Origin of the sequence: Rhizobium sp. BK060 (assembly GCF_014193145.1) — a bacterium.
Taxonomy (GTDB): domain Bacteria; phylum Pseudomonadota; class Alphaproteobacteria; order Rhizobiales; family Rhizobiaceae; genus Rhizobium.
This window is the reverse complement of the sequence record NZ_JACHYW010000049.1, coordinates 1-26,040: the sequence shown is the minus strand read 5'-3', so window position 1 is coordinate 26,040 and position 26,040 is coordinate 1. Positions and strand designations below refer to the sequence as shown.

The 26,040-nt window shown below is 59.6% G+C and carries 22 protein-coding genes, 2 tRNA genes and 1 riboswitch; of the genes, 10 read left to right on the top strand and 14 right to left on the bottom strand.

Annotation, left to right across the window (positions count from 1 at the left end; all coding sequences use genetic code 11):
• Positions 1-265 (top strand): hypothetical protein (locus FHT71_RS31260; protein ID WP_210294355.1); only part of this gene is annotated, 265 nt, incomplete at its 5' end.
• A 119-nt stretch (positions 266-384) separates the two neighbouring features.
• On the opposite strand, the gene FHT71_RS30655 is transcribed toward FHT71_RS31260, so the two are convergent.
• Positions 385-1,581, bottom strand: coding sequence for an integrase arm-type DNA-binding domain-containing protein (locus FHT71_RS30655; protein ID WP_183723196.1), 1,197 nt, complete (start codon positions 1,579-1,581; stop codon positions 385-387).
• A 173-nt stretch (positions 1,582-1,754) separates the two neighbouring features.
• A tRNA-Gly gene (locus tag FHT71_RS30650) sits at positions 1,755-1,828 on the bottom strand.
• Positions 1,829-2,092: 264 nt separating this feature from the next.
• Between FHT71_RS30650 and FHT71_RS30645 the strand changes: the two genes are divergently transcribed.
• The 3 genes from FHT71_RS30645 to FHT71_RS30635 all read left to right on the top strand — a co-directional run bounded on the left by FHT71_RS30645 (position 2,093) and on the right by FHT71_RS30635 (position 6,980).
• On the top strand, positions 2,093-3,478 hold the full coding sequence (locus FHT71_RS30645; protein WP_132592548.1) for an HlyD family efflux transporter periplasmic adaptor subunit: 1,386 nt from the start codon (positions 2,093-2,095) through the stop codon (positions 3,476-3,478).
• A gap of 185 nt (positions 3,479-3,663) precedes the next feature.
• Positions 3,664-4,824, top strand: a complete 1,161-nt coding sequence (locus FHT71_RS30640; protein WP_245505514.1) for a hypothetical protein — start codon at positions 3,664-3,666, stop codon at positions 4,822-4,824.
• A complete protein-coding gene (locus tag FHT71_RS30635) occupies positions 4,809-6,980 on the top strand; it encodes a cellulose synthase catalytic subunit (RefSeq protein WP_132592552.1) in 2,172 nt (723 codons plus the stop codon). The genes FHT71_RS30640 and FHT71_RS30635 overlap by 16 nt, the downstream gene beginning before the upstream one ends.
• An 18-nt stretch (positions 6,981-6,998) precedes the next feature.
• Here FHT71_RS30635 and FHT71_RS30630 read toward each other — a convergent pair whose 3' ends face one another.
• Positions 6,999-8,093, bottom strand: coding sequence for a 2'-deoxycytidine 5'-triphosphate deaminase (locus FHT71_RS30630; RefSeq protein ID WP_007796236.1), 1,095 nt, complete (start codon positions 8,091-8,093; stop codon positions 6,999-7,001).
• 72 nt (positions 8,094-8,165) lie between these two features.
• A riboswitch (SAM riboswitch) is annotated at positions 8,166-8,244 on the top strand.
• Positions 8,245-8,288: 44 nt separating this feature from the next.
• Here FHT71_RS30630 and FHT71_RS30625 point away from each other — a divergent pair.
• Positions 8,289-9,473: an O-succinylhomoserine sulfhydrylase gene (locus FHT71_RS30625; protein WP_183723194.1), complete on the top strand. Its 1,185-nt coding sequence runs from the start codon at positions 8,289-8,291 to the stop codon at positions 9,471-9,473.
• A gap of 201 nt (positions 9,474-9,674) precedes the next feature.
• Complete coding sequence (apaG, locus tag FHT71_RS30620; protein WP_007796230.1) at positions 9,675-10,067, top strand: Co2+/Mg2+ efflux protein ApaG; 393 nt, start codon at positions 9,675-9,677, stop codon at positions 10,065-10,067.
• Here the strand turns inward: apaG and FHT71_RS30615 are convergent, their stop codons facing one another.
• The 3 genes from FHT71_RS30615 to FHT71_RS30605 form a co-directional block, all read right to left on the bottom strand.
• The gene (locus FHT71_RS30615) at positions 10,068-11,063 is read right to left on the bottom strand and encodes an Hsp33 family molecular chaperone (RefSeq protein ID WP_132592556.1); all 996 of its coding nucleotides are present in this window, start codon (positions 11,061-11,063) and stop codon (positions 10,068-10,070) included.
• A 92-nt stretch (positions 11,064-11,155) separates the two neighbouring features.
• The gene (gene argF / locus FHT71_RS30610; RefSeq protein WP_007796225.1) at positions 11,156-12,073 is read right to left on the bottom strand and encodes an ornithine carbamoyltransferase; all 918 of its coding nucleotides are present in this window, start codon (positions 12,071-12,073) and stop codon (positions 11,156-11,158) included.
• Between the two features lie 42 nt (positions 12,074-12,115).
• Positions 12,116-13,312, bottom strand: coding sequence for an aspartate aminotransferase family protein (locus FHT71_RS30605; protein ID WP_132592558.1), 1,197 nt, complete (start codon positions 13,310-13,312; stop codon positions 12,116-12,118).
• Between the two features lie 428 nt (positions 13,313-13,740).
• On the opposite strand from FHT71_RS30605, the gene FHT71_RS30600 reads away from it, so the two are divergent.
• A complete protein-coding gene (locus FHT71_RS30600; RefSeq protein WP_007796222.1) occupies positions 13,741-14,274 on the top strand; it encodes a GcrA family cell cycle regulator in 534 nt (177 codons plus the stop codon).
• A 97-nt stretch (positions 14,275-14,371) separates the two neighbouring features.
• On the opposite strand, the gene phoB is transcribed toward FHT71_RS30600, so the two are convergent.
• From phoB to phoR, 7 genes are all read right to left on the bottom strand, one after another.
• Positions 14,372-15,055, bottom strand: a complete 684-nt coding sequence (gene phoB, locus FHT71_RS30595) for a phosphate regulon transcriptional regulator PhoB (protein ID WP_007529789.1) — start codon at positions 15,053-15,055, stop codon at positions 14,372-14,374.
• A 36-nt stretch (positions 15,056-15,091) separates the two neighbouring features.
• On the bottom strand, positions 15,092-15,805 hold the full coding sequence (gene phoU, locus FHT71_RS30590) for a phosphate signaling complex protein PhoU (RefSeq protein WP_007796220.1): 714 nt from the start codon (positions 15,803-15,805) through the stop codon (positions 15,092-15,094).
• A gap of 43 nt (positions 15,806-15,848) precedes the next feature.
• Entirely contained in the window at positions 15,849-16,664 is an 816-nt protein-coding gene (gene pstB / locus FHT71_RS30585) for a phosphate ABC transporter ATP-binding protein PstB (protein ID WP_007796217.1), read from the bottom strand.
• 14 nt (positions 16,665-16,678) lie between these two features.
• Entirely contained in the window at positions 16,679-18,001 is a 1,323-nt protein-coding gene (pstA, locus tag FHT71_RS30580; RefSeq protein WP_132592560.1) for a phosphate ABC transporter permease PstA, read from the bottom strand.
• Positions 17,998-19,479 (bottom strand): phosphate ABC transporter permease subunit PstC, encoded by a 1,482-nt coding sequence (gene pstC / locus FHT71_RS30575; RefSeq protein WP_132592562.1) that lies wholly within the window; start codon positions 19,477-19,479, stop codon positions 17,998-18,000. Before pstC ends, pstA begins: the two co-directional genes overlap by 4 nt.
• Before the next feature lie 150 nt (positions 19,480-19,629).
• Positions 19,630-20,664 (bottom strand): substrate-binding domain-containing protein, encoded by a 1,035-nt coding sequence (locus FHT71_RS30570; RefSeq protein ID WP_132592564.1) that lies wholly within the window; start codon positions 20,662-20,664, stop codon positions 19,630-19,632.
• Between the two features lie 197 nt (positions 20,665-20,861).
• Entirely contained in the window at positions 20,862-22,085 is a 1,224-nt protein-coding gene (gene phoR, locus FHT71_RS30565; RefSeq protein WP_132592576.1) for a phosphate regulon sensor histidine kinase PhoR, read from the bottom strand.
• Between the two features lie 238 nt (positions 22,086-22,323).
• Between phoR and ppk2 the strand changes: the two genes are divergently transcribed.
• Positions 22,324-23,205 (top strand): polyphosphate kinase 2, encoded by an 882-nt coding sequence (gene ppk2, locus FHT71_RS30560; RefSeq protein ID WP_132592566.1) that lies wholly within the window; start codon positions 22,324-22,326, stop codon positions 23,203-23,205.
• A 1-nt stretch (position 23,206) separates the two neighbouring features.
• Here the strand turns inward: ppk2 and FHT71_RS30555 are convergent, their stop codons facing one another.
• Positions 23,207-24,394 carry a hypothetical protein gene (locus tag FHT71_RS30555; protein ID WP_183723192.1) on the bottom strand — a complete coding sequence of 396 codons (1,188 nt, stop codon included), beginning with the start codon at positions 24,392-24,394 and terminating at the stop codon, positions 23,207-23,209.
• A gap of 257 nt (positions 24,395-24,651) precedes the next feature.
• Here FHT71_RS30555 and FHT71_RS30550 point away from each other — a divergent pair, with 257 nt between their 5' ends.
• A complete protein-coding gene (locus FHT71_RS30550) occupies positions 24,652-25,611 on the top strand; it encodes a nitronate monooxygenase family protein (protein ID WP_007796198.1) in 960 nt (319 codons plus the stop codon).
• Positions 25,612-25,739: 128 nt separating this feature from the next.
• Positions 25,740-25,815 (top strand) — tRNA-Thr (locus FHT71_RS30545).
• Positions 25,816-26,040 lie beyond the last annotated feature (225 nt).

The following is a 26,040-nucleotide window of genomic DNA, read 5'->3' as shown; positions in this document are numbered from 1 at the left end:
ACTTTATGCCGAAGAGGGCAAAGCAGAAGTTCTGAAAGAAAGTGCTATTGCGATCCCGTCAACGCCGAAAGCCGTGGGCTGTTCGTCGCGCTCACTGATATTTTACGTCCATGCGTCACCGTCCGCGAGAGTTGTTGCCAAGAATAAAGACAGGCGGGACGATTTTGGCAAGGCTCCGACTGGGGTCTTTATCTACTCGTTCCAAGCCCCAGTTTTTACGGCCTTCGAGCGGTGGTGCGGGCGCGCCTCACGACTACTGGACTAGCGGTGCCATGTTGCTATGTCGTTGCTATAGCGCAGATAGTCTTTCTGAATCTTCTGAAATTAAAGAATGGTAATAAGTAGACACTAATAAATTGCACAAGGCGCAGCCAGCCTTTGACTCTAAGCGGAGTTCTTCCCTCGCTCCACATCAAGCATGTCAGCCCACCATTGCATCATCCGCACGCGCTCGTCCCAATAGGTCGCTCGGTTATAAACCCTTCGAACCTTGGAGCCGTCCAAATGGGCAAGCTGGGCTTCGATTGCATCGGGTTTGAATTCGCCTGACTCGTTCAAGATGCTACTGGCTGAGGATCGGAAGCCATGTGCTGTGTGCTCCTCCTCACCGACACCCATTCGCCGCAGTGCCGAGTTCATCGAGTTTTCTGAGAGAAGCTTCTTGCCAGACATCATTGACGGAAAAGCGTAAGGACCGTCGCCAAACAACTCCTTCATCTGCTTTATGACTTCCAGCGCTTGACGAGACAACGGTACGTGATGCTCTCGACGCATCTTGGCCTTCTCTGCGGGAACCGTCCAAACTGCTGCTTGAAGATCAAGTTCGGACCATTCCATTGACCGCGTCTCGCCGGGACGCGCGAAACACAATGCCTGGATCTTCAGCGCTGCCACCAGCGACGGCCAACCTTCGTAGCCGTAGATCGCCCGCATTATGCCCCCGAGTTCGCTGCGCGTAGTCAGTGCAGGATGGCTCGTCGGCACGTGACGCTGGAGCGCACCTCGCAACGCGGACGTGGGGTCCGTTTCAGCTCTCGCCGTAGCAATGGCATATCGGAACACCCGCCCGATTGTGGAGCGCGTAGCCAAAGCGCTTTCGACCCGCCCGCTTTTTTCGATGGCTGTTAGCACTCCCAACACATCTTTGGCGGTGATCTGCGTTATAGGGTAAGGGTCAAGCTTGGCTGCAAGTACCTTCAGCATCCAGGTGTTTTTGGTGATTGTTGGCTCAGCCCGCTTGTCCCGCCGCAGCTTTTCGATGAACTCGTCTGCCATCAGACCGAAGGTGTTCCCGGCTGCCGCTTTCGCCTCTAGCTGCTGCCGCTTCTTCGCCAACGAGGGATCGAGCCCTTCTGCAAGCTTGCGTTTAGCTTCATCCCGTTGGCTTCTTGCCTCCGCCAAGGTCACAGAAGGGTAGCTGCCTAGCGTCAGCGTTTTACGCTTACCGAAGAAGTTGTAGTCAAGCCGCCATGACTTCCCACCTGCAGCCGAAATATACAGATACAGGCCGCTCGCGTCCGTGAGCTTTCGCGGCTTGCCATCCGCTTTCGCGTTACGAATCTGAATATCAGTCAATGGCATTACGGTATCGACTTTCCGAAAGGTCGCTTTGTACCGTGATTTTTACCGCGAAAATTGCTGGCTGTCACTGCACCATGTTGCACGTCGTTACGCGCGCGCGAAGAAAAAGCGCATATTTTTCAGGCTTTCTTATCGCCTTAATGAACATCGCTGGACATCGCTGGAAAGGCAGGTGGAGCGGGTGAAGGGAATCGAACCCTCGTATTCAGCTTGGGAAGCTGCTGCTCTACCATTGAGCTACACCCGCATTAAAGCGAGACTTTCTACAGATGATCGCCGCTGTCAAGCGGCCAAACACTAATGATAGCAACAAGCATGTCAGATATTTGCAGCCTCCGCGCGGTTCGCGGAATGCATCTGCAACTGCGGATCAATACTTCTTTTTCATAATAAAATGCCGTTTACCGCAAATAACCTGAATGTTATAAGCGCCAACACAGACAAAAACAAAAGTTACTCTGGAAACGCCCTTCAATTCATCTGAATCATGACGATGTCAGGACTGAAGAAAATGAAGGACGCAACTGCAGGCATTGATCAACGCGATCACAGGATACTTTTAGTATCTCGAATCCTCGGCTACTCGTTCGCGTTTATGCTGGTTTTCATCATTGCGATGGCGATGATCCCTAATCAGTTTTTCATCGTTTCGACCCGCGCAGTCGTCAACGCTCCCGTACAAATGATTGCCTCGCCAATCTATGGCAGGGTAGACAAGATTTCGCTGCAAGTCGGGCAAGTCGTCGATCTCGGCGACGTGATGGCAACGGTTTCCAATCCCAATCAGGACCAAACGTCGTTGACGGGGCTTCGGCTCGAGAAGCTCGACTTGGCGGAGAAGCTCAACAATACGACGAGCGTTGTTGCCGAGCGCAAGGAGCAATTGGAGAAGGTCAAAGCCCAGATCACCAGCGTGAAGGACGGCGTGCTCAGTGAGCTAGCCGCGGTGACCGACAATTCAAAATCCACTGTCCAGACCTATGAGGCGCGCCTCAGCGAACAGGACGCGCTGCTGCAGCGGCAGCTGGTGCTCCTGAAAAAGGGCCTCGTCTCGGAAGCGAGTATCGAGCCACAGCGCCAGAAGCGGAATGCGGCCCAATATGAACTCGACGCAGCGAGAGGCGAACTGCGCCGCAACGAGATCGTCCGATCGCTTGTCAGCCGCGATATCTATACCGGGGGCACCGTTGCCGCCAACCTTCTGACGCTTGAGATGCAGCGGTCGAAGCTTTCCGGCGATATCGCCGAAGACACCATCGAAATCAATCAGATGGCAGAGCGCAAGCTGCAGGTCGAAAACCTCATTGGACGCGAAGAGGGGCGCCTCGGCAAGACCGGCGCCGCAGACGTCGTGGCCGAGCGCCACGGCCAAATCGTCAGCGTGGACGCGTCCTTCGGTGATTTCGTCATGCAGGGACAGCCGGTCGCCAAATCGCTCGATTGCGATGACGCTTTTGCTGCCGCCGTCTATCGGAGCCGTGACGTAACTTCGCTTGAGATCGGCATGCCGGCGATGGTCAATTTCCGCAGCCTGGGGGTCAAGCGAAGCGCCCACATCTACAAGATCGTTCGATACTTCAATTCGGGTCCCGAGAATCGGTATTTTGCAAAATTCCCGGAAGCCGAAGGCCACGAAGTCTACGTACTGGTCAAGATGGATGAGCCGGCGGCGGACGAGGCGATGACGGCGCAGCGTAGCAATGACAAATTCTTCGGATGCCACGTCGGCGAAGACGTGATCGTTTCGCTCGGAGAGACGATGGTCTCGCGGGTGGCCCGGTATTCAAGGTTAGCCCTCAATACGATCTTTTCCCCCGGCAATATCCTCTCCGCCTCGACGCTATTCGACAAGACCGTCCGTCCACGCGCTGCGAGCGCCCAGACCGCAGCCCCATAACACCACGCCGATCTCAACCGTTGTATTGCGAGGCAGGAATGAAGCGTGCGAAGTGGTCAATACCAAACTTGCCGGTGCTTGCGTTCGCACTTGTTGGCATTGCGCTTTTCGTCTCTTCCGCAGAGGCTGATAATGAACAACGCAGGCAGTTGGCTTGCTCGCTTTGTGACGGCTTGGCCGCACAATTGAGCGGTGACCCGGAACAGCCTTTCATCTTTCGTAGCTTCGAGCCCGCGAACGGCGGCTCCGCCCTACACCCGGCTCTCGAAAATACGGGCTTTACCTACGACAATGCGGTCGCCTTGATGGCCCTCTACGGCTGCCAGCGAAAAAAGGAGGCGCGCCGGGTTGCCGACGCGCTTGTGGTCGCGCTGGAAACCGACCGTTACTACCACGACGGACGCCTTCGCAACGCATATCGGTCGGGACCGGTCATTCCGGGCAAGGAAGGGATGTTGCTGCCAGGTTACTGGAATGCGACCAGCAACTCCTGGATCGAGGACGGCTACCAGGTGGGCTCGGCGACGGGCAGCACCGCTTGGGGCGCGCTGGCGCTGCTGATGGCCTTTGAGGAAACAGACCAGCCGGCGTATCTCGACGCCGCCCGCAAGATCATGGACTGGATTCATCGAAGCACGGCAGATCCCCGCAACGTCGGCTACTTCGGCGGCTACTTCGGTCACGAGCCAGCGCCTGAGCGCATGACGTGGAAATCGACCGAGCATAACTTGGATGTCTATGCAGCGGACAGTTGGCTTGCCAGCCTCGACAGTGGTGGTGACTGGCAACATCGTGGCGACAGCGCCCTGCAGTTTCTGAAGGCCATGTGGAATGAAGGCGAAGGGCGCTTCTTTATTGGCAGCGCACCGGACAGCAACGCTCCGAATATCGCTATGTCGGGGCTCGACGCAGAGCTTTGGCCGCTGATTGCCGTTCCCGATTTCAAGGCCAAGGCCGGCCGTGTGATCGAGTGGACAGAAGTCCACCACGGCGTAGAAGGCGGCTTCGACTTCAATAGCGACCGCGACGGGATCTGGCTCGAAGGAACGGCACAGGCCGCACTCGTGCTTCGCCTTACCGGCCAACCGGCAAAGGCCGAGCCATTGTTCAAGACGATCGAAACTCAGCTCACGCCAGGCAACCTGATCTACGCGACGGTCAACGAACAGCTGTCGACCGGCCTTCAGGTAGGGCCGAACTCGGCGCCTGGCGACTTCAAGTATTACCGTTTGCCGCATATCGGCGCCACGGGCTGGGCCATCCTTGCCGCGCTCGATCTCAACCCCTTTGTCGGCAGCGCGGGCCAGACATCCAATGGCAAGGAGTCCCCATGTCCCCAGAAGTAGTCACGCTGTCAGATTCGATGCTGTTCGCGGCGTTGGCCATTGCGCTGATACTGGGATGCAGCTGGCTTCTCGACAGTCGCCGCGGTGTCGACCGGATTATCTTCGGTTCGATCCTCATCGTGATGTTGTCGAACTACCTATATTTTCGCCTCACGAAAACCTTGCCGGACTTCGAATGGAGCGCCTATGCCATCTGGCCAAGGATTTATCTGTCCTTCGAGCTCGTCGTCATCTTCTACACGGTCTTGTCGATCGTCTTCTTTTTCCGTCGAACCGACCATCACGGCGCGGCCGACGCCAGCGAGGCACTGCTGGCAAGACTTGCGCGACAGCCTGCCGTGGACATTTTCATCTGCACCTACAACGAAGAGCTATCGATTCTGGAGCGAACAATTCTTGCGGCAAAGGCAATCGACTACAGCAATTTCACGGTCTGGGTGCTGGACGACGGACGGCGAGATTGGCTGGAGGACTACTGCGCAGAGGTCGGTGTCCGCTATCTCAGGCGCGCGGACAATGCCGGCGCCAAGGGCGGCAATATCAACAACGCCATACGACAAACAGCGAAGGAGACCAACGCGCCCTTTATTCTGATTCTCGATGCGGATTTCGCGCCGCAGCGTGCGCTTCTGAACCGTACGGTGGGCCAGTTCATCAATACGGACATCGGCGTTATTCAGACACCGCAGTTTTATTACAACGCCGACCCTGTCCAGCATAACCTTTTGGCCTCGAAAGCTTGGGTCGATGACCAACGTATCTTCTTCGATGTCATGCAGCCGTCAAAGGATGGCTGGGGGGCCGCTTTCTGTGTCGGGACGTCGTGCGTCGTGCGTCGGGACGCCTTGGCGATGATCGGTGGCATGCCACAGGAGACGGTAACCGAGGATATCCACTTGACCTATCGCCTGCTTCAGAAGGGACTGAAGACACGCTGGCTGAACGAGCGCCTGAGCGTCGGCCTATCGGCGGAAAGCCTCTCCGGCTACATTACGCAGCGCTGCCGCTGGTGCCTTGGCACAATCCAGGTAGCGCTTCTTCGCGATGGCCCCTTCCTCGGCAAGGGCTTCACCTTCGTTCAGAGGATGCACTACTTCCACGGTCTGCTTTTCTGGTTCTGCCGCCCATTCATCCTGCTGCTGATGGCAGCACCGCTGCTCTACTACTTCCTCGGCCTGCCGGCCATCCGCATGGAGCCCGAGGCCTTCTTCCTCTACGCGCTGCCGATGGTCGCCGGCATGTGGGCATTCCACGCATGGGTCTCGGGCGGACGCAGCCTGCCGCTCTTTACCGAAGTGTCGCAAATGGTGTCAGCCGTGCCGATCACCATCGCCCTCTTCCATGCGCTTCTCCATCCATTCGGTCGCCCCTTCAAAGTGACGGCCAAGGGTGAGGACCGCGGGCGCGTCGAAATCATTTACCCGATTGCCGGGACATTCCTTTGCGTCATCGTCCTGACCTTTGTTGGGATGCTGAATGGACCGTTGCTTGGAACCTATAATGACCTCGACGGCTTCAGCGTGGCATGGGGCATGGTCGTGATGGTTTACGCTTTCGTATCACTGCTCGTCTGCATCGAACTTCCGAGAGAAGCGCTGGACGACATCCAGTTTCCCCTGGATCGCCAAGGGCATGCTGCCAGTCGCGGCAGATCCTCGGCTTGCACCCTCGATACAATATCGATCCACAAGGCAAGGATAACCATGCAGGATGAGGCCGCCTTCGCCGAAATGCGATTGGGCGATATTTTGATCTTTACGCCGTTCGCAGACTTCGATGTTGCCGGCCAGGTGGCCGCGATGGACAGGGCTCGATCAGGCGTGTCAGTGTCCATCGTCGGTATCAGGGACCGGCGGGATGCCTGGGAAATCAAGAAAACGCCGGAGGAGGTTCGCCAGAAGATGGTACAGCGGATCTTCAGTGAAATGCCGGAAGTCATGCCAAGGCGTGCGTATCCGCTCGCGGCCGGAAGAGGACTCTGGAAGCGTATGTTCGCGCGCCCATCGGTCCTTGTCGGCGATCTGGAACAGCACACGGTCACGGCCCGAACTCAGCAGGGCTCAAGACGATCCTACAGGCCGCCTCCCTTCATCACACGTCGGACACCGCTCTTGCAAATCGGCAACAGGAACGTTGCCCCACCCCTGGCCGAATAATAGCGAACGCCAGGACGCTCAGATGCGGAAGTGCTTCGAGAGCTTCAGGCCCTGGGCTTGATAATTGGAGCCGAGGCCGGAGCCGTAGAGGCTTTCTGGGTGTTCCTGCATGTGTTCGTAGACCAGGCGGCCGACGATCTGGCCGTCCTCGAGGATGAAGGGGACCTCGTGGCTGCGGACCTCGAGCACGGCACGGCTGCCGCGGCCGCCGGCAGGTGCATGGCCGAAGCCGGGGTCGAAGAAGCCCGCATAGTGCACGCGGAATTCGCCGACCAGCGGATCGAAAGGAGTCATCTCGGCCGCATAATGCGGTGGCACATGGATGGCTTCGCGGGAGACCAGGATGTAAAACTCGTCCGGATCCAGGATCAGTTCGTTGCGGCCACGGCTATAGAGCGGCTCCCAGAAGTCATAGATGTCGTGTTGTGCTTTCTTGTCGACATCGACGACGGCGGTGTGGTGCTTGCCGCGGTAGCCGATCAGGCCGTCCTTGTCGCCGGCAAGGTCGATCGACAAGGCAATCCCGCCACCCGATACATTCGGCTGCTTGCTGGCAACCAGCGTTTCAGCATCGTGCAGCGCCAACAATTCGGGCTCGCCAAGCAAGGAGTGACCGACACGGAATCGGATCTGCGACAGGCGCGAGCCGCGACGCACGACGATCGGGAAAGTGCGTGGGCTGATCTCGAGATAGAGGGGTCCAGAATAGCCGGTCGGGATCTTGTCGAACTCCTGGGCGTAGTCAGTGATGACGCGCGTGAAGATATCCAGTCGTCCCGTCGAGCTCTTCGGATTGGCCGAGGCCGACATATCGGCCGGCAGGTCGAGGCGCTCCATCAAGGGAACGATATAGACGCAGCCGGTTTCCAGCACGGCACCTTCGGAGAGGTCGACGACGTGAAGGCTCAGACGATCGAGCTTGTCGGACACGAGATGGGATGGGCCTGGCATGAAGCTCGCGCGAACGCGAAAAGCCTTGGCGCCGAGCCTGAGGTCAAGGCTTGCCGGCTGGATCTGGTCGTGATCCAAATCACGCTCGGAGCTGAGGCGCCCAGCCTCAAAAAGCGCGGCAATCGCACGATCTGCCAAAATTCCTGTTACGCGAGCCATCATGCCCCATCCATATTTGTCGCAAACAAAACCAAACTCAAGGAATTGACGCAAGCATAGAACGGCAGTATTGCAGCTTTATCCCGTGGTGATTTGGCCGGTCGGCTTGCAGCCACGTTAAACAAGTGGCTAAAAGGACCGGGTGCAAAACCGGTCTGCTTTCGCGGCCGGTTTTTTGTTGTTTGAAAGTGGTGATTCATGAGCAAGACCTGGCGCCCGGCAACCCAACTCGTCCACGACGGTTCGCTGCGCTCGCAATATGGCGAGACCTCCGAAGCAATCTACCTCACGCAGGGCTTCGTCTATGAAAGCGCGGAAGCGGCAGAAGCACGCTTCAAGGGCGAGACAGAAGGCTATATCTACGCCCGTTACGGCAGCCCGACAAACGACATGTTCGAAAAGCGCATGTGCGCACTCGAAGGCGCCGAAGAAGCCCGCGCTACGGCATCCGGCATGGCAGCCGTTACCGCCGCAATCCTCTGCCAGGTGAAGGCCGGCGACCACATCGTTGCCGCCCGCGCGCTCTTCGGCTCGTGCCGCTGGGTCGTCGAGACGCTGGCGCCGAAATACGGTGTCGAGTGTACGCTGGTCGACGGCCGCTATCTGGAGAACTGGGAAAAGGCGATCCGCCCGAACACCAAGGTGTTCTTCCTGGAGAGCCCGACCAACCCGACGCTCGAGGTGATCGATATCGCCGGCGTCGCGAAGCTCGCCAACCAGATCGGCGCCAAGGTCGTCGTCGACAACGTCTTTGCGACCCCGATTTTCCAGAAGCCGCTTGAACTCGGCGCCCATATCGTCGTCTATTCGGCCACCAAGCACATCGACGGGCAAGGCCGCAGCCTCGGCGGCGTGATCCTGTCCGACCGGGAATGGATCAACGAGAACCTACAGGACTACTACCGTCACACCGGCCCGGCGATGTCGCCGTTCACAGCCTGGACGCTGCTGAAGGGGCTGGAGACCTTGCCGCTACGCGTCAAGCAGCAGACCGAAAATGCGTCGAAGATCGCCGACTTCCTGGCCAATCAGCCCAAGGTCGCCAAGGTCATCTATCCCGGCCGTAAGGACCATCCGCAGGCCGACATAGTCGCCAAGCAGATGAAGGGCGGCTCGACGCTCGTCGCCATCGAACTGAAGGGTGGCAAGGAAGCAGCCTTCGCGCTTCAGAACGCGCTTGATATCGTCAAGATCTCCAACAATCTGGGCGACGCCAAGAGCCTGATCACGCACCCGGCGACGACGACGCACAAGAACCTGACCGACGAAGCACGCGCTGAGCTCGGCATCTCCGGCGGCACCGTTCGTCTCTCCGCCGGCATCGAGGACACGGACGATCTGATCGAGGATTTCGCCCAGGCGCTCGCCAAAGTGAAGGCCTGATCGGCCCATATCGGCCGGGTCACCCTCCGATCCGGCCGACTACCATACGCGCTTCTGCCACACGCGAAACGGGCTAAAATTGGGCTTAGCGCGCGAAACCTCTTGCTATTGCAGGCATTAGGGAGGTGATCGCCTATCGGTTTATTGACGGATCGGCCGTCGTATAAGATACCGGTAACGTATGTTGACTATGGTGTAGGCATGTACCGCGCCCTTACACGAGACATTGAAGTCGTCGTCGAACCCTTTTATCTGGAGGAGCAATCCGATCCGGAGGACGATCGTTATGTCTGGGGCTACAAGATTGTCATCAGCAACAATTCCGACACGACCGTACGGCTAGTGAACCGCTACTGGAACATCACCGACCAGAACGGAATCGTCGATGAGGTGACGGGCGCCGGCGTGGTCGGCGAACAGCCGCGGCTTGCGCCGGGCGATACCTATGAGTATTCCTCGGGCTGCCCGCTGGATACGCCATCAGGGCTGATGTTCGGCCACTACCAGATGGAAACCGACGAAGGCGAGCTTTTCGATGTCGCAATACCCGCCTTCTCGCTGGATTCGCCAGGGCTGCTCAGAGTCCTGAACTGATCACCCAGCAGTCAGGGCCACCTCTTCCACTTCGAAGCGATAGGTCGTCGAGCAGAACTCGCAGGTGACCGAAATCGCGCCGTCTTCCTGGCTGGCATCGATTTCTTCGGCAGAGAAGCCCGTCAGCACGCCCTTGATCTTCTCGCGCGAACAGCTGCAGCGATCGAAGACCTCGCGCGGTTCGTAGACGCGAACGCCGCGCTCGTGGAACAGCCGGTAGAGCAGCCTCTCGGTGCCGACCTGCGGATCCGTCAACTCGTCGGCATCGATCGTGTCGACGAGCGAGCGGGCTTCCATCCAGGCATCGTCTTCCTTGTGGGAACCGCCGGCCGTGTCGCCGTCGCCGCCGTGAAGATCCGGCTGGCGCATGCGCTCCGGCGCTTCCGGCAGGAATTGGGCGACGAGACCCCCTGCCCGCCAGCGGTGACGCGGCTTGCCCGCTTCGTCGCGGTCGAAGAGCTCGGCAGCGGCAAGACGCACCCGCGTCGGGATCTGCTCCGATTGGCGAAAATAAGTGCCGGCAATCTCCTCGAGGGTGGCCCCGTCGAGCGCAACGATGCCCTGATAGGGCTGGGTGAATTTGCCCTGGTCAATCGTAAACGCCAGCATGCCCTTGCCGAGCAGCTGTTCAGGCTCGATCTGCCCGGTGGCGATGGCCTTGTCGAGGAGGCCCTGGTCGAAGCGTGCATAAGCACGCACGTTCTCGGGCGTCGAGAAATCGCAAACGAGCAGGTCCACCGGGCCGTCGCCTTTGGTCTGCACCGTGAACTTGCCGTCAAACTTCAGCGACGTGCCGAGCAGCACCGTCAGCACGACGACTTCGGCAAGAAGCCTCGCGACAGGCGCGGGATAACGATGACGCTCAAGGATCGCGTCCAGCATCGGCCCGAGCTGGACGGCGCGACCACGCACATCCAGGCCTTCGACCTGAAACGGAACGACGTGATCATCACCGGCGAAATTGAACTCGCCGAGGGCGGCTGCAGGGTCTGCCATAGTCTTCTCCTAGTCTGAGAGCGGCAGACGAGAGTGTCCATCCGCTCGCGCGGCCAACGAGCCTTCCGGCCAAACGTGACGTCCAGTATGGTTCAGATCGCGCCCAGGCACCAAGCAAGAATCGACTTCTGCGCGTGAAGACGGTTTTCCGCTTCATCGAAGACCACGGATTGCGGGCCGTCGATCACCTCGTCCGTGACTTCCTCGCCTCGATGGGCAGGCAGGCAATGCATGAACAATGCATCCTTGCCGGCCTGCGCCATCAAAGCCGAATTGACCTGATAAGGCTGGAAGACGTTGTGACCCCGGGCCCGATGTTCCTGATTCATGGAGACCCAGGTATCGGTCACCACGCAATCGACGCCAGCGACCGCACGGTCGGCATCATGGCAGAGCATGACTTCGGCGCCCTCATTGCGGGCCCAGTTCAGATAGTGATCCTTTGGCTCGGAACCAAGGGGGACCGCCATATTCATACGATAGCCGAAACGGGCAGCCCCTTCGACCAGCGAATGCAGCACGTTGTTGCCGTCACCGGTCCAGGCAATCGTCTTGCCTTTGATGGGTCCGCGATGCTCCTCGAAGGTCATGATGTCAGCCATGATCTGGCAGGGGTGCGTGTCGTCGGTCAGCGCGTTGATGACGGGAACGGTCGCATGCTCGGCCAGCTCCAGCATGCGGGCATGATCGGTGGTGCGGATCATGATCGCATCGACGTAGCGTGAGAGTACCTTCGCCGTGTCGCCGATGGTCTCGGCACGGCCAAGCTGCATTTCGGTGCCCGACAGGAATAGCGTCTCGCCGCCCAACTGGCGCATGCCGACATCGAAAGACACGCGGGTACGGGTCGAGGGCTTCTCGAAGATCATCGCCAGCATTTTGCCGGCGAGCGGCTTGTCACCCTGCCCGGCCTTGAAGGCCTGCTTGCGGGAGATGGCGTCATTCATGATGAGCCGCAGGTCGGATGACGCGACGGCGGAGAGATCGAGGAAGTGTTTGGGGGAAGCCATTGTCTTTACCTATCACGCCCGCCGTCCGGCAGGCATTATCCATTAAGCCGTCTTCTTGACCTTCGAAGCGCGCACGCTTTCGGCAGCGCGTTCTAGGCGGGCAAGGCCCTCACGGGCTTCGTCAGCAGTGACGACCAGAGGCGGCAGAAGACGAATAACGTTGTCGCCTGCGGGAACACCGAGCAGATGGGCGTCACGGATTGCCTGCAGCAGCTCGGAAGACGGCACGGCAGCCTTGACGCCGAGCAGCAGTCCCTCGCCGCGAACGTCCTCGATGATATCAGGATAGCGATCCTTGAGCGAGGCCAAGCCCTGACGGAAAACCAGCGAGACGTCGCGCACTTGCTGCAGGAAGCCGTCTGCGAGGATCACGTCGAGCACGGCACTGCCCACAGCCATGGCAAGCGGATTGCCGCCATAGGTGGAGCCATGTGTGCCAGCCTTCATACCGGAAGCGGCCTCAGCCGTGGCAAGGCAGGCGCCGAGCGGGAAGCCGCCGCCGATGCCCTTGGCGACTGCCATGATGTCGGGGGTGGCGCCGGACCATTCATGTGCGAAGAGCCTGCCGGTGCGACCCATGCCGGTCTGCACTTCGTCGAAGATCAGCAGCAAGCCGTGCTCATCGCAGATCGCACGAAGCGCCTTAAGGAACTCGCTGGCCGCCGCACGGACGCCACCCTCGCCCTGAACAGGCTCGATGAGGATTCCGGCCGTCTCGCTGGTGACGGCGCTGCGAACGGCATCGAGATCGCCGAACGGAACCTGATCGAAGCCGGGCGCCTTCGGGCCGAAGCCTTCGAGGTACTTCTCTTGGCCACCGGCAGCAATCGTCGCCAGCGTACGACCATGGAAGGCACCTTCAAAGGTGATGATATGAAACCGCTCGCAATGGCCCTTTGAGAACTGATAGCGGCGCGCGGTCTTGATCGCGCATTCCAGGGCTTCTGCGCCGGAGTTCGTAAAGAACACCTTGTCGGCGAAGGTCGCCTCGGTCAGCCGCTTCGCGAGCGTTTCCTGACCCGGGATTTCGTAGATATTGGACAGGTGCCAGACCTTGTCGGCCTGCTCTTTCAGCGCGCCTACCACATGCGGATGGCCGTGGCCGACGGAGGTGACGGCAACGCCTGCGCCGAAATCAAGATATCGCTCGCCCGTTTCGGTGATCAGCCATACGCCCTCGCCTCGCTCGAACCGCAGCGGGGCACGAGAGTAGGTATCGTAAAGCGCGGCTTCAGCCATGGCGCGATCTCCTGTCATTGACCACAAGCGGCCGGACTCCGGCTAAGGAAAGCGGGTCCGGAAAATTAAAAATGCCGCCTTTCGGCGGCGAGCAGCACTATTTACTTTTCGCACTGCAATGTCAACAAAACTGAGGTTTTCCTGCATGCGTCAAGCCGCCATCCGGAGGCGCTGGAGCTATCAACAACTAATGTTGCAGAAATGACTCTCTCGCCCAGCAAGTTGGGGAAAACTTGAAATTCGATTCGCCGAGATTCAACCGACTCTTGTCACAGACTCAGCCTCACACTAGGTTAAAACTCAATTACTAGACTGCATGCGGCGGAACTAGTCACCAAAATCGAGCAAGCGTTTCTTGCCTCGGATACGTCCGGGGCAATGGTGAGGGATTCTGCCTGCACCAACGCTAATAAGGCGGAGACAGGGGCATGAACTGGACAGACGAGCGCGTTGAAAAACTGAAGAAGCTGTGGTCCGAGGGCCTGAGCGCCAGCCAGATCGCAGCGCAACTTGGCGGTGTAAGCCGTAACGCCGTCATTGGCAAAGTCCACCGTTTGAGTTTGCCCGGCCGCGCCAAGGCCGGAGGCTCGACGACCACTGTCAGAACGCCCAAGCGCACGACATCCGCGCCGCGCGCTCCGAACTATGCATCTCGCGTCACCACGCGCACCGTCACCCGCCAGCAGGGTGCGACGATGCTCAAGGAAGAGATCGAAATCGATGCCATCGCGGAAATCAGCTACCGTCCGGCCGCAAACGTCGTCGTTCCGATTTCTCGCCGCCTCGGCCTGACGGAACTGACCGAGCGCACCTGCAAGTGGCCGGTCGGCGATCCGCTGAAGGACGACTTCCACTTCTGCGGCTGCGAATCCCCAGACTCCTCCCCTTACTGCACCTATCACCAGCGCATGGCCTATCAGCCGGTCAACGAGCGCCGCAAGGCCGCCAACCGGGTCGCCTGACCCGGAAGCCGGATAAGGAACAAAGAAAACGGGCCCTCGCGGGCCGCCTCGCGGGCCCGTTTTTCGTTGGACGGTGTGGATGCCTCTCAGGAGAGCTTTAGGCTTCCATGGAATAGCCGGCACCGCGAACGGTGCGGATGACATCCTGCATGTTGGAGAAGTTCAGCGCCTTGCGCAGACGCCCGACATGAACGTCGACGGTACGCTCGTCGACATAGATGTCATGACCCCAGACGCCGTCGAGCAGCTGGGAGCGCGAGAAGACACGGCCAGGGGATGCCATCAGGAACTCGAGAAGCCGGAATTCGGTCGGACCGAGACGGACTTCGCGGCTCTTGCGATGAACGCGGTGCGTCTCGCGGTCAAGCTCGATGTCGCCGCACTTCAGCAGCGTGGAAAGCACCTCCGGCTTGGCACGACGAAGCATCGCCTTGACGCGGGCGACGAGCTCCGGCGTCGAGAACGGCTTGACGACGTAGTCGTCGGCGCCGGTGGAGAGGCCGCGAACACGCTCACTCTCCTCGCCGCGAGCTGTCAGCATGATGATCGGCAGGCGCTCCGTTTCCGGCCGCATGCGCAGGCGACGGCAGAGCTCGATGCCTGATACGCCCGGCAGCATCCAATCGAGGATCAGAAGGTCCGGCGTGCGTTCCTGCAGCCGGATCTCGGCCTCGTCGCCGCGCAGGATTGTGTCGACCTCAAAGCCTTCAGCCTCAAGGTTATAGCGAAGAAGTACGCTCAGTGCTTCTTCATCTTCAACGACAGCTACTTTTGGTATCATTCGTTTCGGTCTCCTGGGGGCGCGGTCGCGGAACGATTATTCCGTAACGGCGCCGACGGTGTTGGCGGTATCGTCCTTCGGACGTTCGCCTTCCGGCTGAGCGCCGGTGGCCATGTAATAGATGGTTTCGGCAATGTTGGTGGCGTGGTCGCCGATACGCTCGATGTTCTTGGCGCAGAACAGAAGATGCGTGCAGCTGGTGATGTTGCGCGGATCTTCCATCATGTAGGTGAGCATCTCGCGGAACAGCGAGGTGTACATCGCGTCGATTTCCTCGTCGCGCTCACGGATCGACTTTGCCTTGTCGGCAGCACGGCTCGTATAGACGTCGAGCACTTCCTTGAGCTGGACAAGCGCCAGTTCGGAAAGGTGCTCGAGGCCGCGGGCGAGCTTGCGCGGCACGCCGGCGCTCTGGACCGCGATGACGCGCTTGGCGGTATTCTTGCCGAGATCGCCGACGCGCTCGAGATCGGCCGCAATGCGGATCGAACCCATGATCTCGCGAAGGTCGGCCGCCATCGGCTGGCGACGGGCGATGGTCACGATCGCCTTGTCCCCGATTTCGCGTTCAGCGTGGTCAAGGATCACGTCGTCGGAGATGACCTTCTGGGCCAGGGCCGTATCGCCGTTGACGAGAGCGCGAACGGCATCCGAAACCATCTGCTCGGCAAGGCCGCCCATTTCCGAAATACGGCGGGACAGGAATTTCAGATCGTCGTCGTAGGCAGAAAAGATATGTGTCGATGCCATAGGGCTCATCCTTGAGTATGGTGAGGGTTGCCGACGCCGGCGATCAACCGAAGCGACCCATGATGTAGTCCTGGGTGCGCGGATCGTCCGGGTTGGTGAACATCTTGTCGGTATCGTTCTCTTCGACGAGGTTGCCGAGGTGGAACATGGCCGTGCGCTGCGAAACACGGGCGGCCTGCTGCATCGAGTGCGTCACGATGACGATCGTGTAGTTCTCGCGAAGCTCGTGGATCAGTTCCTCGACCTTTGCCGTCGCAATCGGATCGAGTGCCGAGCATGGCTCGTCCATCAGGATCACTTCAGGGCTCACCGCAACAGCGCGGGCGATGCAAAGGCGCTGCTGCTGGCCTCCGGAAAGACCAGTGCCGGCTTCATGAACGCGATCCTTCACCTCGTTCCACAGGCCGGCGCGCTGCAGGCTGAGTTCGACGATCTGGTCCATGTCGGCCTTCGACTTGGCGAGACCGTGGATGCGCGGGCCGTAGGCGACGTTCTCGTAGATCGTCTTCGGGAACGGGTTCGGCTTCTGGAACACCATGCCGACGCGGGCACGGAGCTCCACGACGTCGATGTCAGGATCATAGATATCATCACCATCGAGCGTGATCTTGCCGGTGACGCGGCAACCGTCGATCGTGTCGTTCATACGATTCAGGCTGCGCAGGAAGGTAGACTTGCCGCAACCTGACGGGCCGATCAGCGCCGTCACCGTGTTTTCGCGAATGTTCAGCTTCACGTCGAAGAGCGCGCGCTTCTCGCCGTAGTAAACCGAGACGTCCTGGCCGATCATCTTATAGGGAACGGTATTCATCTTCTGATCCAGAGCCTTCTCAACTGCTGCTTCCGTCAACATGTTCATAATGTCTACTCCGTTTACCAGCGGCGCTCAAAGCGACGACGCAAGAGAATGGCTCCGAGGTTCATGACGATCAGGAACAGGAGCAGGACTATGATAGCGCCAGAGGTACGCTCGACGAAGGCGCGCTCGGCTTCGTTGGCCCACATGTAGACCTGCACCGGCAGAGCCGTCGACGGATCGAGCGGAGTGCTCGGTGCATTGGCCACGAAGGCGACCATGCCGATGAGGAGCAGCGGTGCGGTCTCGCCAAGCGCGTGCGCCAGGCCGATGATCGTGCCGGTGAGAATACCCGGCATGGCCAGCGGCAGCACATGATGGAACACCATCTGCATCTTCGAAGCGCCGAGGCCGAGAGCAGCCGCCCGGATCGACGGCGGCACTGCGCGAAGCGCTGCGCGGGTTGCGATGATAATCGTCGGCAAGGTCATCAGCGTCAGCACCAGACCGCCGACCAGCGATGCGGAACGCGGCAGGCCGGCGAAGTTGATGAAGACGGCGAGGCCGAGCAGACCATAGACGATCGAGGGAACGGCTGCGAGGTTGTTGATGTTGACCTCGATCAGGTCCGTCAGCTTGTTCTTCGGTGCAAATTCTTCGAGGTAGATCGAAGCGGCAACACCGATCGGCAGCGAAAGTACGAGCACGATCAACATCAGGTAAAGCGAGCCGATCAGGGCGACGCCGAGACCGGCGGCCTCGGGGCGGCTGGAGTTGCCGTTGACGAAGAGCCCGGTGTTGAACGTCTTGTGCAACGTCCCGCTTTCCGCCAGCTGGTTCATCCAGCCAACCTGCCTGTCGTTCACCTTGCGGTTCTTCTCGTCCACCTTCAGATCGATCTGACCCTTGTTGGCGGAGTCGATGTTGGCGTCGGCAAGCAGCGTCACATTGACCGTCTTGCCGATCAGCGATGGATCAGCGATGACCATGTCGCGCAACCGGATGGGCGCTCCCTTGGAAATCATCGCGGTCGCGTCACGGACCTCTGGACGGCTCGACGCATTGAGGTTCAGCGCCTTGATCATCGCGTCACGGATGAGCACGGGATAGTTGGCGGCAACCAGCACCGACGGATCGGTGGCGCGCTTGTTGTTCGGGTCGATCGTCTTCTCGCTGAACTCGATCGGCAGCGTGATCACCGTCTGCTGGAAGGCGGTGTAGCCCTTGCTGATGACGCTCGTGAGCAGGATCGCCAGAAAGATCAGGCCGAAGGAGATTGCCGCGACGCCATAGGCGCGGAAGCGGCGTTCGGCGGCATAGCGGCGCTTGAGGCCGATATCGCGGCGTTCGGGTGCCTTGGAGACAACGACACCCTCAACCGGAGAAACAATATCCGTCATTCGTACTGCTCCCGGTATTTGCGCACGATGTAGAGCGCGTAGATGTTGAGGCAAAGCGTGATGAAAAACAGCGTGATGCCCAAAGCAAAGGCAACAAGCGTCTGCGGCGACGTAAATTCGAGGTCGCCCGTCAGCTGGTTGACGATCTTGACCGTCACCGTCGTCATCGGCTCGAACGGGTTGATCTGGATGCGGGCGGCAACACCTGCCGCAAGCACGACGATCATCGTTTCACCGACGGCGCGCGAGGCGGTCATCAGCAGCGCGCCGACGATGCCGGGAAGCGCTGCGGGAAGCACGACCTTCTTGATCGTTTCCGAGCGCGTGGCGCCGAGACCGAGCGAACCATCCCGCAGGGCGCGCGGGACTGCGGTGATAATATCGTCAGACAGGGACGAAACATACGGGATCAGCATGATGCCCATGACGATACCGGCGGTCAGAACGCTCTGCGCCTGAATGAAGTTCGCATAGTTGCCGGTCAGGAGGCCGTTGACCTGCGAGGAAAGGTCGCGGAGGAAGGGGCCGACGGTGACAAGAGCGAAGAAGCCATAGACGATCGTCGGAATACCGGCGAGAACTTCGAGCAGCGGCTTTGCAATCGAGCGGACCTTGGGAGCGGCATACTCCGCCATGTAGATCGCGGCGAACAAGCCGACCGGCACCGCGACGAGCATCGCCACGAAGCCAATGTAGAGCGTGCCGAGCAACAGCGGGATCAGGCCGAATTGCCCGAAGGACGAGCTGCCGGCACCGGCAAAGCGCGGATCCCAGACCGTTCCGAAGAAGAAGTCTGCGGCAGGAACTGTCGCGAAGAAGTGGGCGGCTTCCGTCAGCATCGACAGAACGATACCGATCGTCGTCAGAATGGCGATCGACGACGCCAGAAGCAGGCCCCAAAGCATGACGCGTTCGACGCGGTTTCGCGCACGGAACCGCGGTGCGACTTCGCGAAGCGCATAAAATGCGCCAGCAACGGCAAGAACGAGAACCAGCGCCGTCATGACGAGGCGGCTGGAGCCGGATTCCGCGTTAAGCATCTGCGCCGCATCGATCATGTAGGGCTGTGGCTGACCGGCAAGCGGAACACCCTTCGCAGCAAGCTTTGCCTGGAGGCCAGCCGGATCGCTGGCAGCACCGCTGATCTCCTCCGGAGCGAGCAGCGGCAAGCCGCGCGCAATGGCGTTGACCATGCCGTAGTTCAAATTCTGCTGCGCAGCGGGCTGCGCCTTGATGTCGTCCGGAAACGATCCGCGGACGGAGGCTTCAATGATCGAAGGGCTGATTGCCAACCAGGCGCACAGCACGATCAGTGCCGGCAGGATTGTCCAGATCGCCGCATAGGCGCCATAGTAACCCGGTCGTGAATGCAACGCAGAGGACTTGCCTCCGACAAGTGCCGTAGCGCGGCTGCGGGCTGCCAGAAAGCCAGCGGCGCCCAGCACCGCGAGGCACAGGAGTATGACGGATGTGCTCATTCGTAAGGTCCCCAGGCCCTTTGACCCCAAAAAGCGGAAACGGCAGGCGGACCGATCCGGCTCTCAAACTTGGAGAAGTTCAAACCCCGTCCCCAACTGGCGGAACAAGGCAATGCCGGCGCGATCTGGTGATCGCGCCGGCAAAGGTCATTACATGGTCTTGCCGTCTTCAACGCCCTTGCGGATCGCGTCGCGCTCTGCGTCCGGAGCAGCAACGAGGCCGTATTCAGCGAGCGGGCCGTCGGGGCCGATCATCTGGTCGGAAACGAAGAAGCTGACGTATTCCTTGAGACCCGGGATGACGCCGAGGTGTGCCTTCTTGACGTAGAAGAACAGCGGACGGGAAACCGGGTACGTGCCGTTCGCGATGGTTTCGGTCGACGGAACGATACCGTTGACGCTCGCAACCTTCAGCTTGTCAGCATTGTTTTCATAGAAGGAAAGGCCGAAGACGCCAACGCCGGTCTTGTTGGCAGCGATGCGCGCCAGCGTTTCCGGATAGTCGCCGTCGATGTCGACAGCAGCGCCGTCCTTACGGACTGCAACGCAAGCCTTGGTCTGAGCAGCCTTGTCGGTGATTTCCTTGGCGATCACGTCGAGAGCGCCGGAGGCCTTGCAGCCTGCTGCGAGAACGTTCTGTTCGAAGACTTCGCGCGTGCCGTGCTTTTCGCCCGGGATGTAGGCAGCGATGTCAACAGCCGGGAGCTTCGGATTAACTTCCGACCACTTCTTGTACGGGTTGTTGACGAGCTTGCCGTCAACGACAACCTGAGCGGCCAAAGCCTTGTAGATGTCGGCCGGGACGTAGGCAACGTCCGGGTTGGACGAGTCGGTTGCGAAGACGATACCGTCGTAACCGATCTTGACTTCCTGGATGTCGGTTACGCCGGCTGCCTTGCAGGCGTCCAGTTCCTTGGCGTTGATCGGACGCGAAGCGTTGGCAACGTCGATGCTATCAGGGCCGACGCCCTTGCAGAATTCCTTGAGGCCAGCGCCCGTGCCGCCGGATTCAACGACCGGCGTCTTGAAGTCCTTGAAGGTTTCGCCGAAGGTTTCGGCAACGATCTTGGCGTAAGGCAGGACGGTGGACGAGCCAGCAACCTGAACCTGGTCGCGAGCAACGGCCGCGCCAGCGAAAGCGGCGGAAGCGGCAAGTGCTGCGACCGTGAGTTTAAAAGCGTTCATAACAATCTCCCGGGCATATAGCGGTCTGAGTGCGGCCTTGAGCGGCCCTTGGCGGTGCCGTCTATCAGCGGCCCGCTCTCTTTAGCCTCTGATGGCTAGAGCTTTTATGTCATTTTGACGAAACATTTGTGACAGGTTAAAGATCTGAATTTATTGATAAAAATTCTATTGCAATAGCAAACGTTTACAGTTTTATGTCAAAACCGCACGGTGAAGCTCGTCCCCTTCCCGACTTCCGACTTGACGATGAGGCGCGCCCGGTGTCGCGTCAGGATGTGCTTGACGATAGCAAGGCCCAACCCCGTGCCCTTCTTCGAGCGGCTATCCTCGATGCTCACGCGGTAGAATCGCTCCGTCAGGCGCGGCACGTGCTCGGCTGGAATGCCCGGTCCCTTGTCGATCACGGTAACTTCCACCGGCTCGCCCTGACCGTTCTTAAGGAAGACATCAACGGTCTTGCCCTCCTGCCCATATTTGCAGGCATTTTCTATGAGGTTTTCAAAGACCTGAACCAGCTCATCACGGTCGCCAAGCACCTCTGCTTTGCCCTGCGGAAGATGCAAAGCGATCTCGACCCCGACGTCATTTGCAAGAGGCACCAGCGAATCCCTGACGTGCCCGAGCAAAGGAACCAGATCGACTTTCTCGTCCGGGGCGATATGAGACTTCAGTTCCAGCCTCGAAAGGGACAGCAGGTCGTCCACGAGGCGGCTCATGCGGGTAGCCTGATCCAGCATGATGCCGAGAAAGCGCTCCTGCGCCTTCGCGTCGTTCTTTGCCGGTCCCTGAATGGTCTCGATAAAGCCGCGCAGGGACGCAAGCGGCGTGCGCAACTCATGGCTGGCATTAGCGACGAAGTCGGAACGCATGCGGTCGATGCGGCGGACTTCGGAAATATCCCGAAAAGAAACCACGAAGAAACGCTCATCAGCAGGCTGCTGCCCGTCAAGATCCACAGGCGCGCTGCGGACGATGTAAACACGCTCGGATGGCAGGCGTTCGGAGTGCTCGATCTGGTTCGGTGCATTGGTCGCGATCGTTTCACTGATGATGTCGAGGACGCCAGGCGAGCGCAGGCGCGCGGAAATATGGGCACCAATCGTGGCCTCGCCAAATGCCTTTTCGGCTGCATGGTTCTGGTAAAGTACCGAGGCATCATCGGAAAGCACCATGACCGGGATATCGAGCGCCGCTAGCGTCGCGGTAACTTCGACCAGGCGGCTGGCGGGGAGGTCGATAGTCTCTGGAACAGGTTCTGGCGTGACGTCCCGGATGATCGGAACCGAGTGCCACAAAGCGGTAACGATCATCAGCAACAGAAGACCGAGCACGACCCACTTGTTCGCGCCTGCGGCAAGCGCGATCAGTGCGATCAGCAGCGCCACGAGCAGGACGGGGCGCTCCTGCCGAATGCGCAAAATCAGGCTTCGTGTCCATGGCGTCTCGTCTTGCAACTGCCCCTCGCGATTTCGACTCGTACTTCTATCTTCAAACTCTGCCTGATAGCCGTGAATCATGACAGAAGTTTTCGGCTGCAGCCAGCAGACGCAAAAGCCATGATGGGAACGCACAGGAATTTCGGCAAACTGCAAGACATTTGATTTTTAACGAGAAATATGGTCGCCTGTGTTCAACAAAACTCAGAGCGGGGAGAACGCCATGGCCGATGATGTCGAGAGCAGAGCCGTCGAACTGGACATCCGCGGAAAGAAGCGCGTCTTCGATGTCGACGATCCCGTGCTGCCGGACTGGGTTGACGAGGCCGCTTTGCAATCCGGCGGCTATCCCTACGACAAAAAGCTCAAGGAAGAGGAATACCTCGAGGAACTGGAGAGGCTGCAGATCGAGCTAGTGAAGGTGCAGTTCTGGCTGCAGGCCACCGGCAAGCGCGTCATGGCGCTTTTCGAGGGGCGAGACGCAGCCGGCAAGGGCGGTGCGATTTCCGCCTCGTCAGCGCACATGAATCCCCGTCTTATCCGCGTCGTCGCCTTGACCAAGCCTACCGAGCGCGAAGCCGGGCAATGGTATTTCCAGCGCTACATCGCACAGTTCCCGACAGCCGGAGAATTCGTTCTCTTCGACCGGTCCTGGTACAACCGCGCCGGTGTCGAGCCCGTCATGGGCTTCTGCACGCCCAAGCAGTATGAAGACTTCCTGAACCAGGCGCCCCTGCTCGAGAAGGTGATTGCCCACGAGGGTATCTTCTTCTTCAAGTTCTACCTCGATATCGGCCGCGAGATGCAGCTGAAGCGCTTCCACGATCGACGCCACGACCCGCTCAAAGTCTGGAAACTATCATCGATGGATATAGCGGCACTGACGAAATGGGGCGACTATAGCGAGAAACGCGACCGGATGCTGAAGGAGACCCATACGGAATTCGCACCATGGACGGTCATTCATGCCAACGACAAGCGCCGGGCCCGGCTGAACCTCATTCGGCACATGCTGAAAACGATGGACTACGACGGCAAGGACAAAGATGCGGTCGGTAAGCTCGACGAAAAGATCATCGGTTCAGGTCCCGGCTTCCTGAAATAGCCTACTGTCCCGGGAGGATCCGCACGGCGTAGAGGTTGATGCCGCGCGCCTTGCCGTCCACGTCGCTGTTGATCATCAGACTACCGGCAGAGGTCGGCGCCAGCGATCGATCGAAGCGGACCTGAAGCAACACATCCGACTTCTGCCGGGTGACGGAGAAGCGATGCCGGGAGCAGTCGCCGAGTGACTGGAAATCGCATTCCACCGTAATCTGAGTCGGCTCATCGGAGGTGGATTGCAGCGTGATGGCAATCGTCGAGGACTTGCCGGCCAGTTGCTGTAGCACATCGGCCGGAACGCTGATTGCGACATTGCCGTCGGCGCCGCTGCTCTGCGAGATCAGGCGCACCGCCGGGCCATCGTTTTCGGCGACCTTCTGGATCTCAGATTGTGGGCCGGCCTTGATCTCATCCACGTCGGACGGCGTGAAAACCTCGATCCAGTCGGCAGAAAACGAATTTTGAGGATCGATCGCAACTGGTGCCGCATTGCCACCTGCGGCAGCATTGCCGTTGCCGTCGTCGGCACCATCGAAATCTTCCGGCTGGGTACTCGCCGGCGGATTGGCGACGCTTGTATCTCGCTCTGTGGCGCTCTTCAGCAAGCCCGAAGAGTACACCCACCAGGCCCCCATGCCGATGAAGGCGAGAAGCACGCAGGCGACCAGCAGCCGGGAGAAGAACTTGCGAGGTCTACGGCGAACGGCCGCGCGCTCCGGCCGGAAGTCCATCTGGGCCGACTTTCGTTCCGCGACAGGCGCCTCGGCAGCCGGCGCGACGCCTAGATGATCACCGCTGCCGGCATGGACGCCAGCGAGGCTGGATTCGTCGTCGAAGCGTGGGTCCGTGATCGAATGCTCGCGGGTCTCTCCGCCGATCGAAACGCTCGTCGCCTCGTCCGCTGCCACATGGGCAACGGGCTCGTGTATTTCCACCACGGGTGGAACAGGAACCTCCGGCGGTCCCTGGCGCGGATGAAGACGCTCGCGCTCCTCCGCTTCGATCATGTGAATCGTCGTTTCGAGCCGGTGGCGGTGATAGGCAACCGCTTCCGTGTCGGTGATGTCCTGCTTGCGAAGACCGGCTTCGAGAGCCTGACGCGCGGACTGGTAAATCTTTGCACGGACTTCGGGATTGTCGCGATCGGCATTGCTGAGCGCCGTTCTGATAGCCGTTTCTAATCCGCTCACGTCCGGTCCTTTATTCTGAGACTGGGCCCTGTCCTTAACACTTCGTAAATGCGGTAACCGCTGCCACGGCAAATCGCAAGCCTCCGCCCTGCCTGCAATCCGCATCGGCGGGGGAAAACGCAGGGTTGCCGTACGCCATCTTATGTCCTTGCAAAGAATAGCCGATATTTGTGGAATCGATAGAGCGAGCTTTTCCTCCGACAAAGTCTCTGCTATCACATTGACGTTTTCGTAAACGTCAATTCTTATGGTGTCCCATGGCCCTACCCCCGATCCTGACCCAAGATCTCAGATTGCCGGTCGTCGCCTCGCCGCTCTTCATCATTTCGCACCCGGCGCTGACGCTGGCGCAATGCAAGGCCGGAATCGTCGGCGCCTTTCCGGCATTGAATGCGCGGCCGGAGAGCCAGCTCGACGAATGGCTTGCCATGATCACCGAGGACCTCGCCGCACACAACACCGCAAACCCTGGACGCCCGGCTGCCCCGTTTGCTGTCAACCAGATCGTCCACATGTCGAATAAACGGCTGGAGCACGATCTCAGGCTCTGCGTCAAATACAAGGTGCCTGTTGTCATCTCGTCGCTCGGCGCCGTACCGGAGGTGAACGCCGCCGTGCATTCCTACGGCGGGATCGTGCTCCACGACGTCATCAATAACCGGCATGCGAACTCGGCCATCCGCAAGGGTGCTGACGGGCTGATCGCCGTCGCAGCCGGTGCCGGCGGCCATGCCGGCACGCTTTCGCCCTTTGCGCTTGTCCAGGAAATCCGCGAATGGTTCGACGGGCCGCTGCTGCTTGCCGGCGCGATTGCCAATGGCGGCGCCATCCTCGCGGCGCAGGCGATGGGAGCCGACATGGCCTATGTAGGCACTCCCTTCATCGCCACCGAAGAGGCGCGCGCCTCGGAAGCCTACAAGCAGGCGATTGTCGACGGCATGGCGAACGACATTGTCTATTCTAACTACTTCACCGGGGTGCATGGCAATTATCTCAAGCCGTCGGTCAGGGCCGTCGGCCTCGACCCCGACAACCTGCCGGTTGCGGATCCCTCGAAAATGGATTTCGAACAGGCCGTCGGCGGCGCCAAGGCCTGGAAGGACATCTGGGGCAGCGGACAAGGCATCGGTGCCATCAAGGGGATCGAACCCGTCGGCAAGCTTGTCGATCGGCTGGAGGCCGAGTATAAAGCCGCCCGGACGCGGCTGTCGCTCTAGGGGCTGGCCGCAGATTTCCACAGCGCCCTTCTTTTTTACCGAAGAGATGACAGGGCGCTTGAAATCTTCAAACAATGCCTGTATCAGCGCCATGCAAATCGTGGGCCGCATCGTTCGGCCACAGAGTTGCCGCTTTAGCTCAGTCGGTAGAGCACATCATTCGTAATGATGGGGTCACGTGTTCGAGTCACGTAAGCGGCACCATTCTACTCCTTCCCATTTGAAATTATGCGCATCGCACGCGCTTGCGAACCACAGTCAGTGACAGCGGTAGCGCTCTAGGTGCCCGATCGTCGGCACCACCCCGGTCTCTGAGGTCTGCACTGTTCGATACGCTACTCCTCCCTGAATGCCTTCATCATCTGGTCGGTGAATGGCTTGAGGAGGTATGAGAGAGCGGTTCGTTCGGCGGTCTGGACGAAGACTTCG

What these genes read in the sequence shown, in the direction of transcription:
- FHT71_RS30655 (WP_183723196.1), bottom strand. Translation starts at nt 1,581, where the DNA reads ATGCCATTGACTGATATTCAGATTCGTAACGCGAAAGCGGATGGCAAG.
- FHT71_RS30645 (WP_132592548.1), top strand. Translation starts at nt 2,093, where the DNA reads ATGAAGGACGCAACTGCAGGCATTGATCAACGCGATCACAGGATACTT.
- FHT71_RS30635 (WP_132592552.1), top strand. Translation starts at nt 4,809, where the DNA reads ATGTCCCCAGAAGTAGTCACGCTGTCAGATTCGATGCTGTTCGCGGCG.
- FHT71_RS30630 (WP_007796236.1), bottom strand. Translation starts at nt 8,093, where the DNA reads ATGATGGCTCGCGTAACAGGAATTTTGGCAGATCGTGCGATTGCCGCG.
- FHT71_RS30625 (WP_183723194.1), top strand. Translation starts at nt 8,289, where the DNA reads ATGAGCAAGACCTGGCGCCCGGCAACCCAACTCGTCCACGACGGTTCG.
- apaG (WP_007796230.1), top strand. Translation starts at nt 9,675, where the DNA reads ATGTACCGCGCCCTTACACGAGACATTGAAGTCGTCGTCGAACCCTTT.
- FHT71_RS30615 (WP_132592556.1), bottom strand. Translation starts at nt 11,063, where the DNA reads ATGGCAGACCCTGCAGCCGCCCTCGGCGAGTTCAATTTCGCCGGTGAT.
- argF (WP_007796225.1), bottom strand. Translation starts at nt 12,073, where the DNA reads ATGGCTTCCCCCAAACACTTCCTCGATCTCTCCGCCGTCGCGTCATCC.
- FHT71_RS30605 (WP_132592558.1), bottom strand. Translation starts at nt 13,312, where the DNA reads ATGGCTGAAGCCGCGCTTTACGATACCTACTCTCGTGCCCCGCTGCGG.
- FHT71_RS30600 (WP_007796222.1), top strand. Translation starts at nt 13,741, where the DNA reads ATGAACTGGACAGACGAGCGCGTTGAAAAACTGAAGAAGCTGTGGTCC.
- phoB (WP_007529789.1), bottom strand. Translation starts at nt 15,055, where the DNA reads ATGATACCAAAAGTAGCTGTCGTTGAAGATGAAGAAGCACTGAGCGTA.
- phoU (WP_007796220.1), bottom strand. Translation starts at nt 15,805, where the DNA reads ATGGCATCGACACATATCTTTTCTGCCTACGACGACGATCTGAAATTC.
- pstB (WP_007796217.1), bottom strand. Translation starts at nt 16,664, where the DNA reads ATGAACATGTTGACGGAAGCAGCAGTTGAGAAGGCTCTGGATCAGAAG.
- pstA (WP_132592560.1), bottom strand. Translation starts at nt 18,001, where the DNA reads ATGACGGATATTGTTTCTCCGGTTGAGGGTGTCGTTGTCTCCAAGGCA.
- pstC (WP_132592562.1), bottom strand. Translation starts at nt 19,479, where the DNA reads ATGAGCACATCCGTCATACTCCTGTGCCTCGCGGTGCTGGGCGCCGCT.
- FHT71_RS30570 (WP_132592564.1), bottom strand. Translation starts at nt 20,664, where the DNA reads ATGAACGCTTTTAAACTCACGGTCGCAGCACTTGCCGCTTCCGCCGCT.
- ppk2 (WP_132592566.1), top strand. Translation starts at nt 22,324, where the DNA reads ATGGCCGATGATGTCGAGAGCAGAGCCGTCGAACTGGACATCCGCGGA.
- FHT71_RS30550 (WP_007796198.1), top strand. Translation starts at nt 24,652, where the DNA reads ATGGCCCTACCCCCGATCCTGACCCAAGATCTCAGATTGCCGGTCGTC.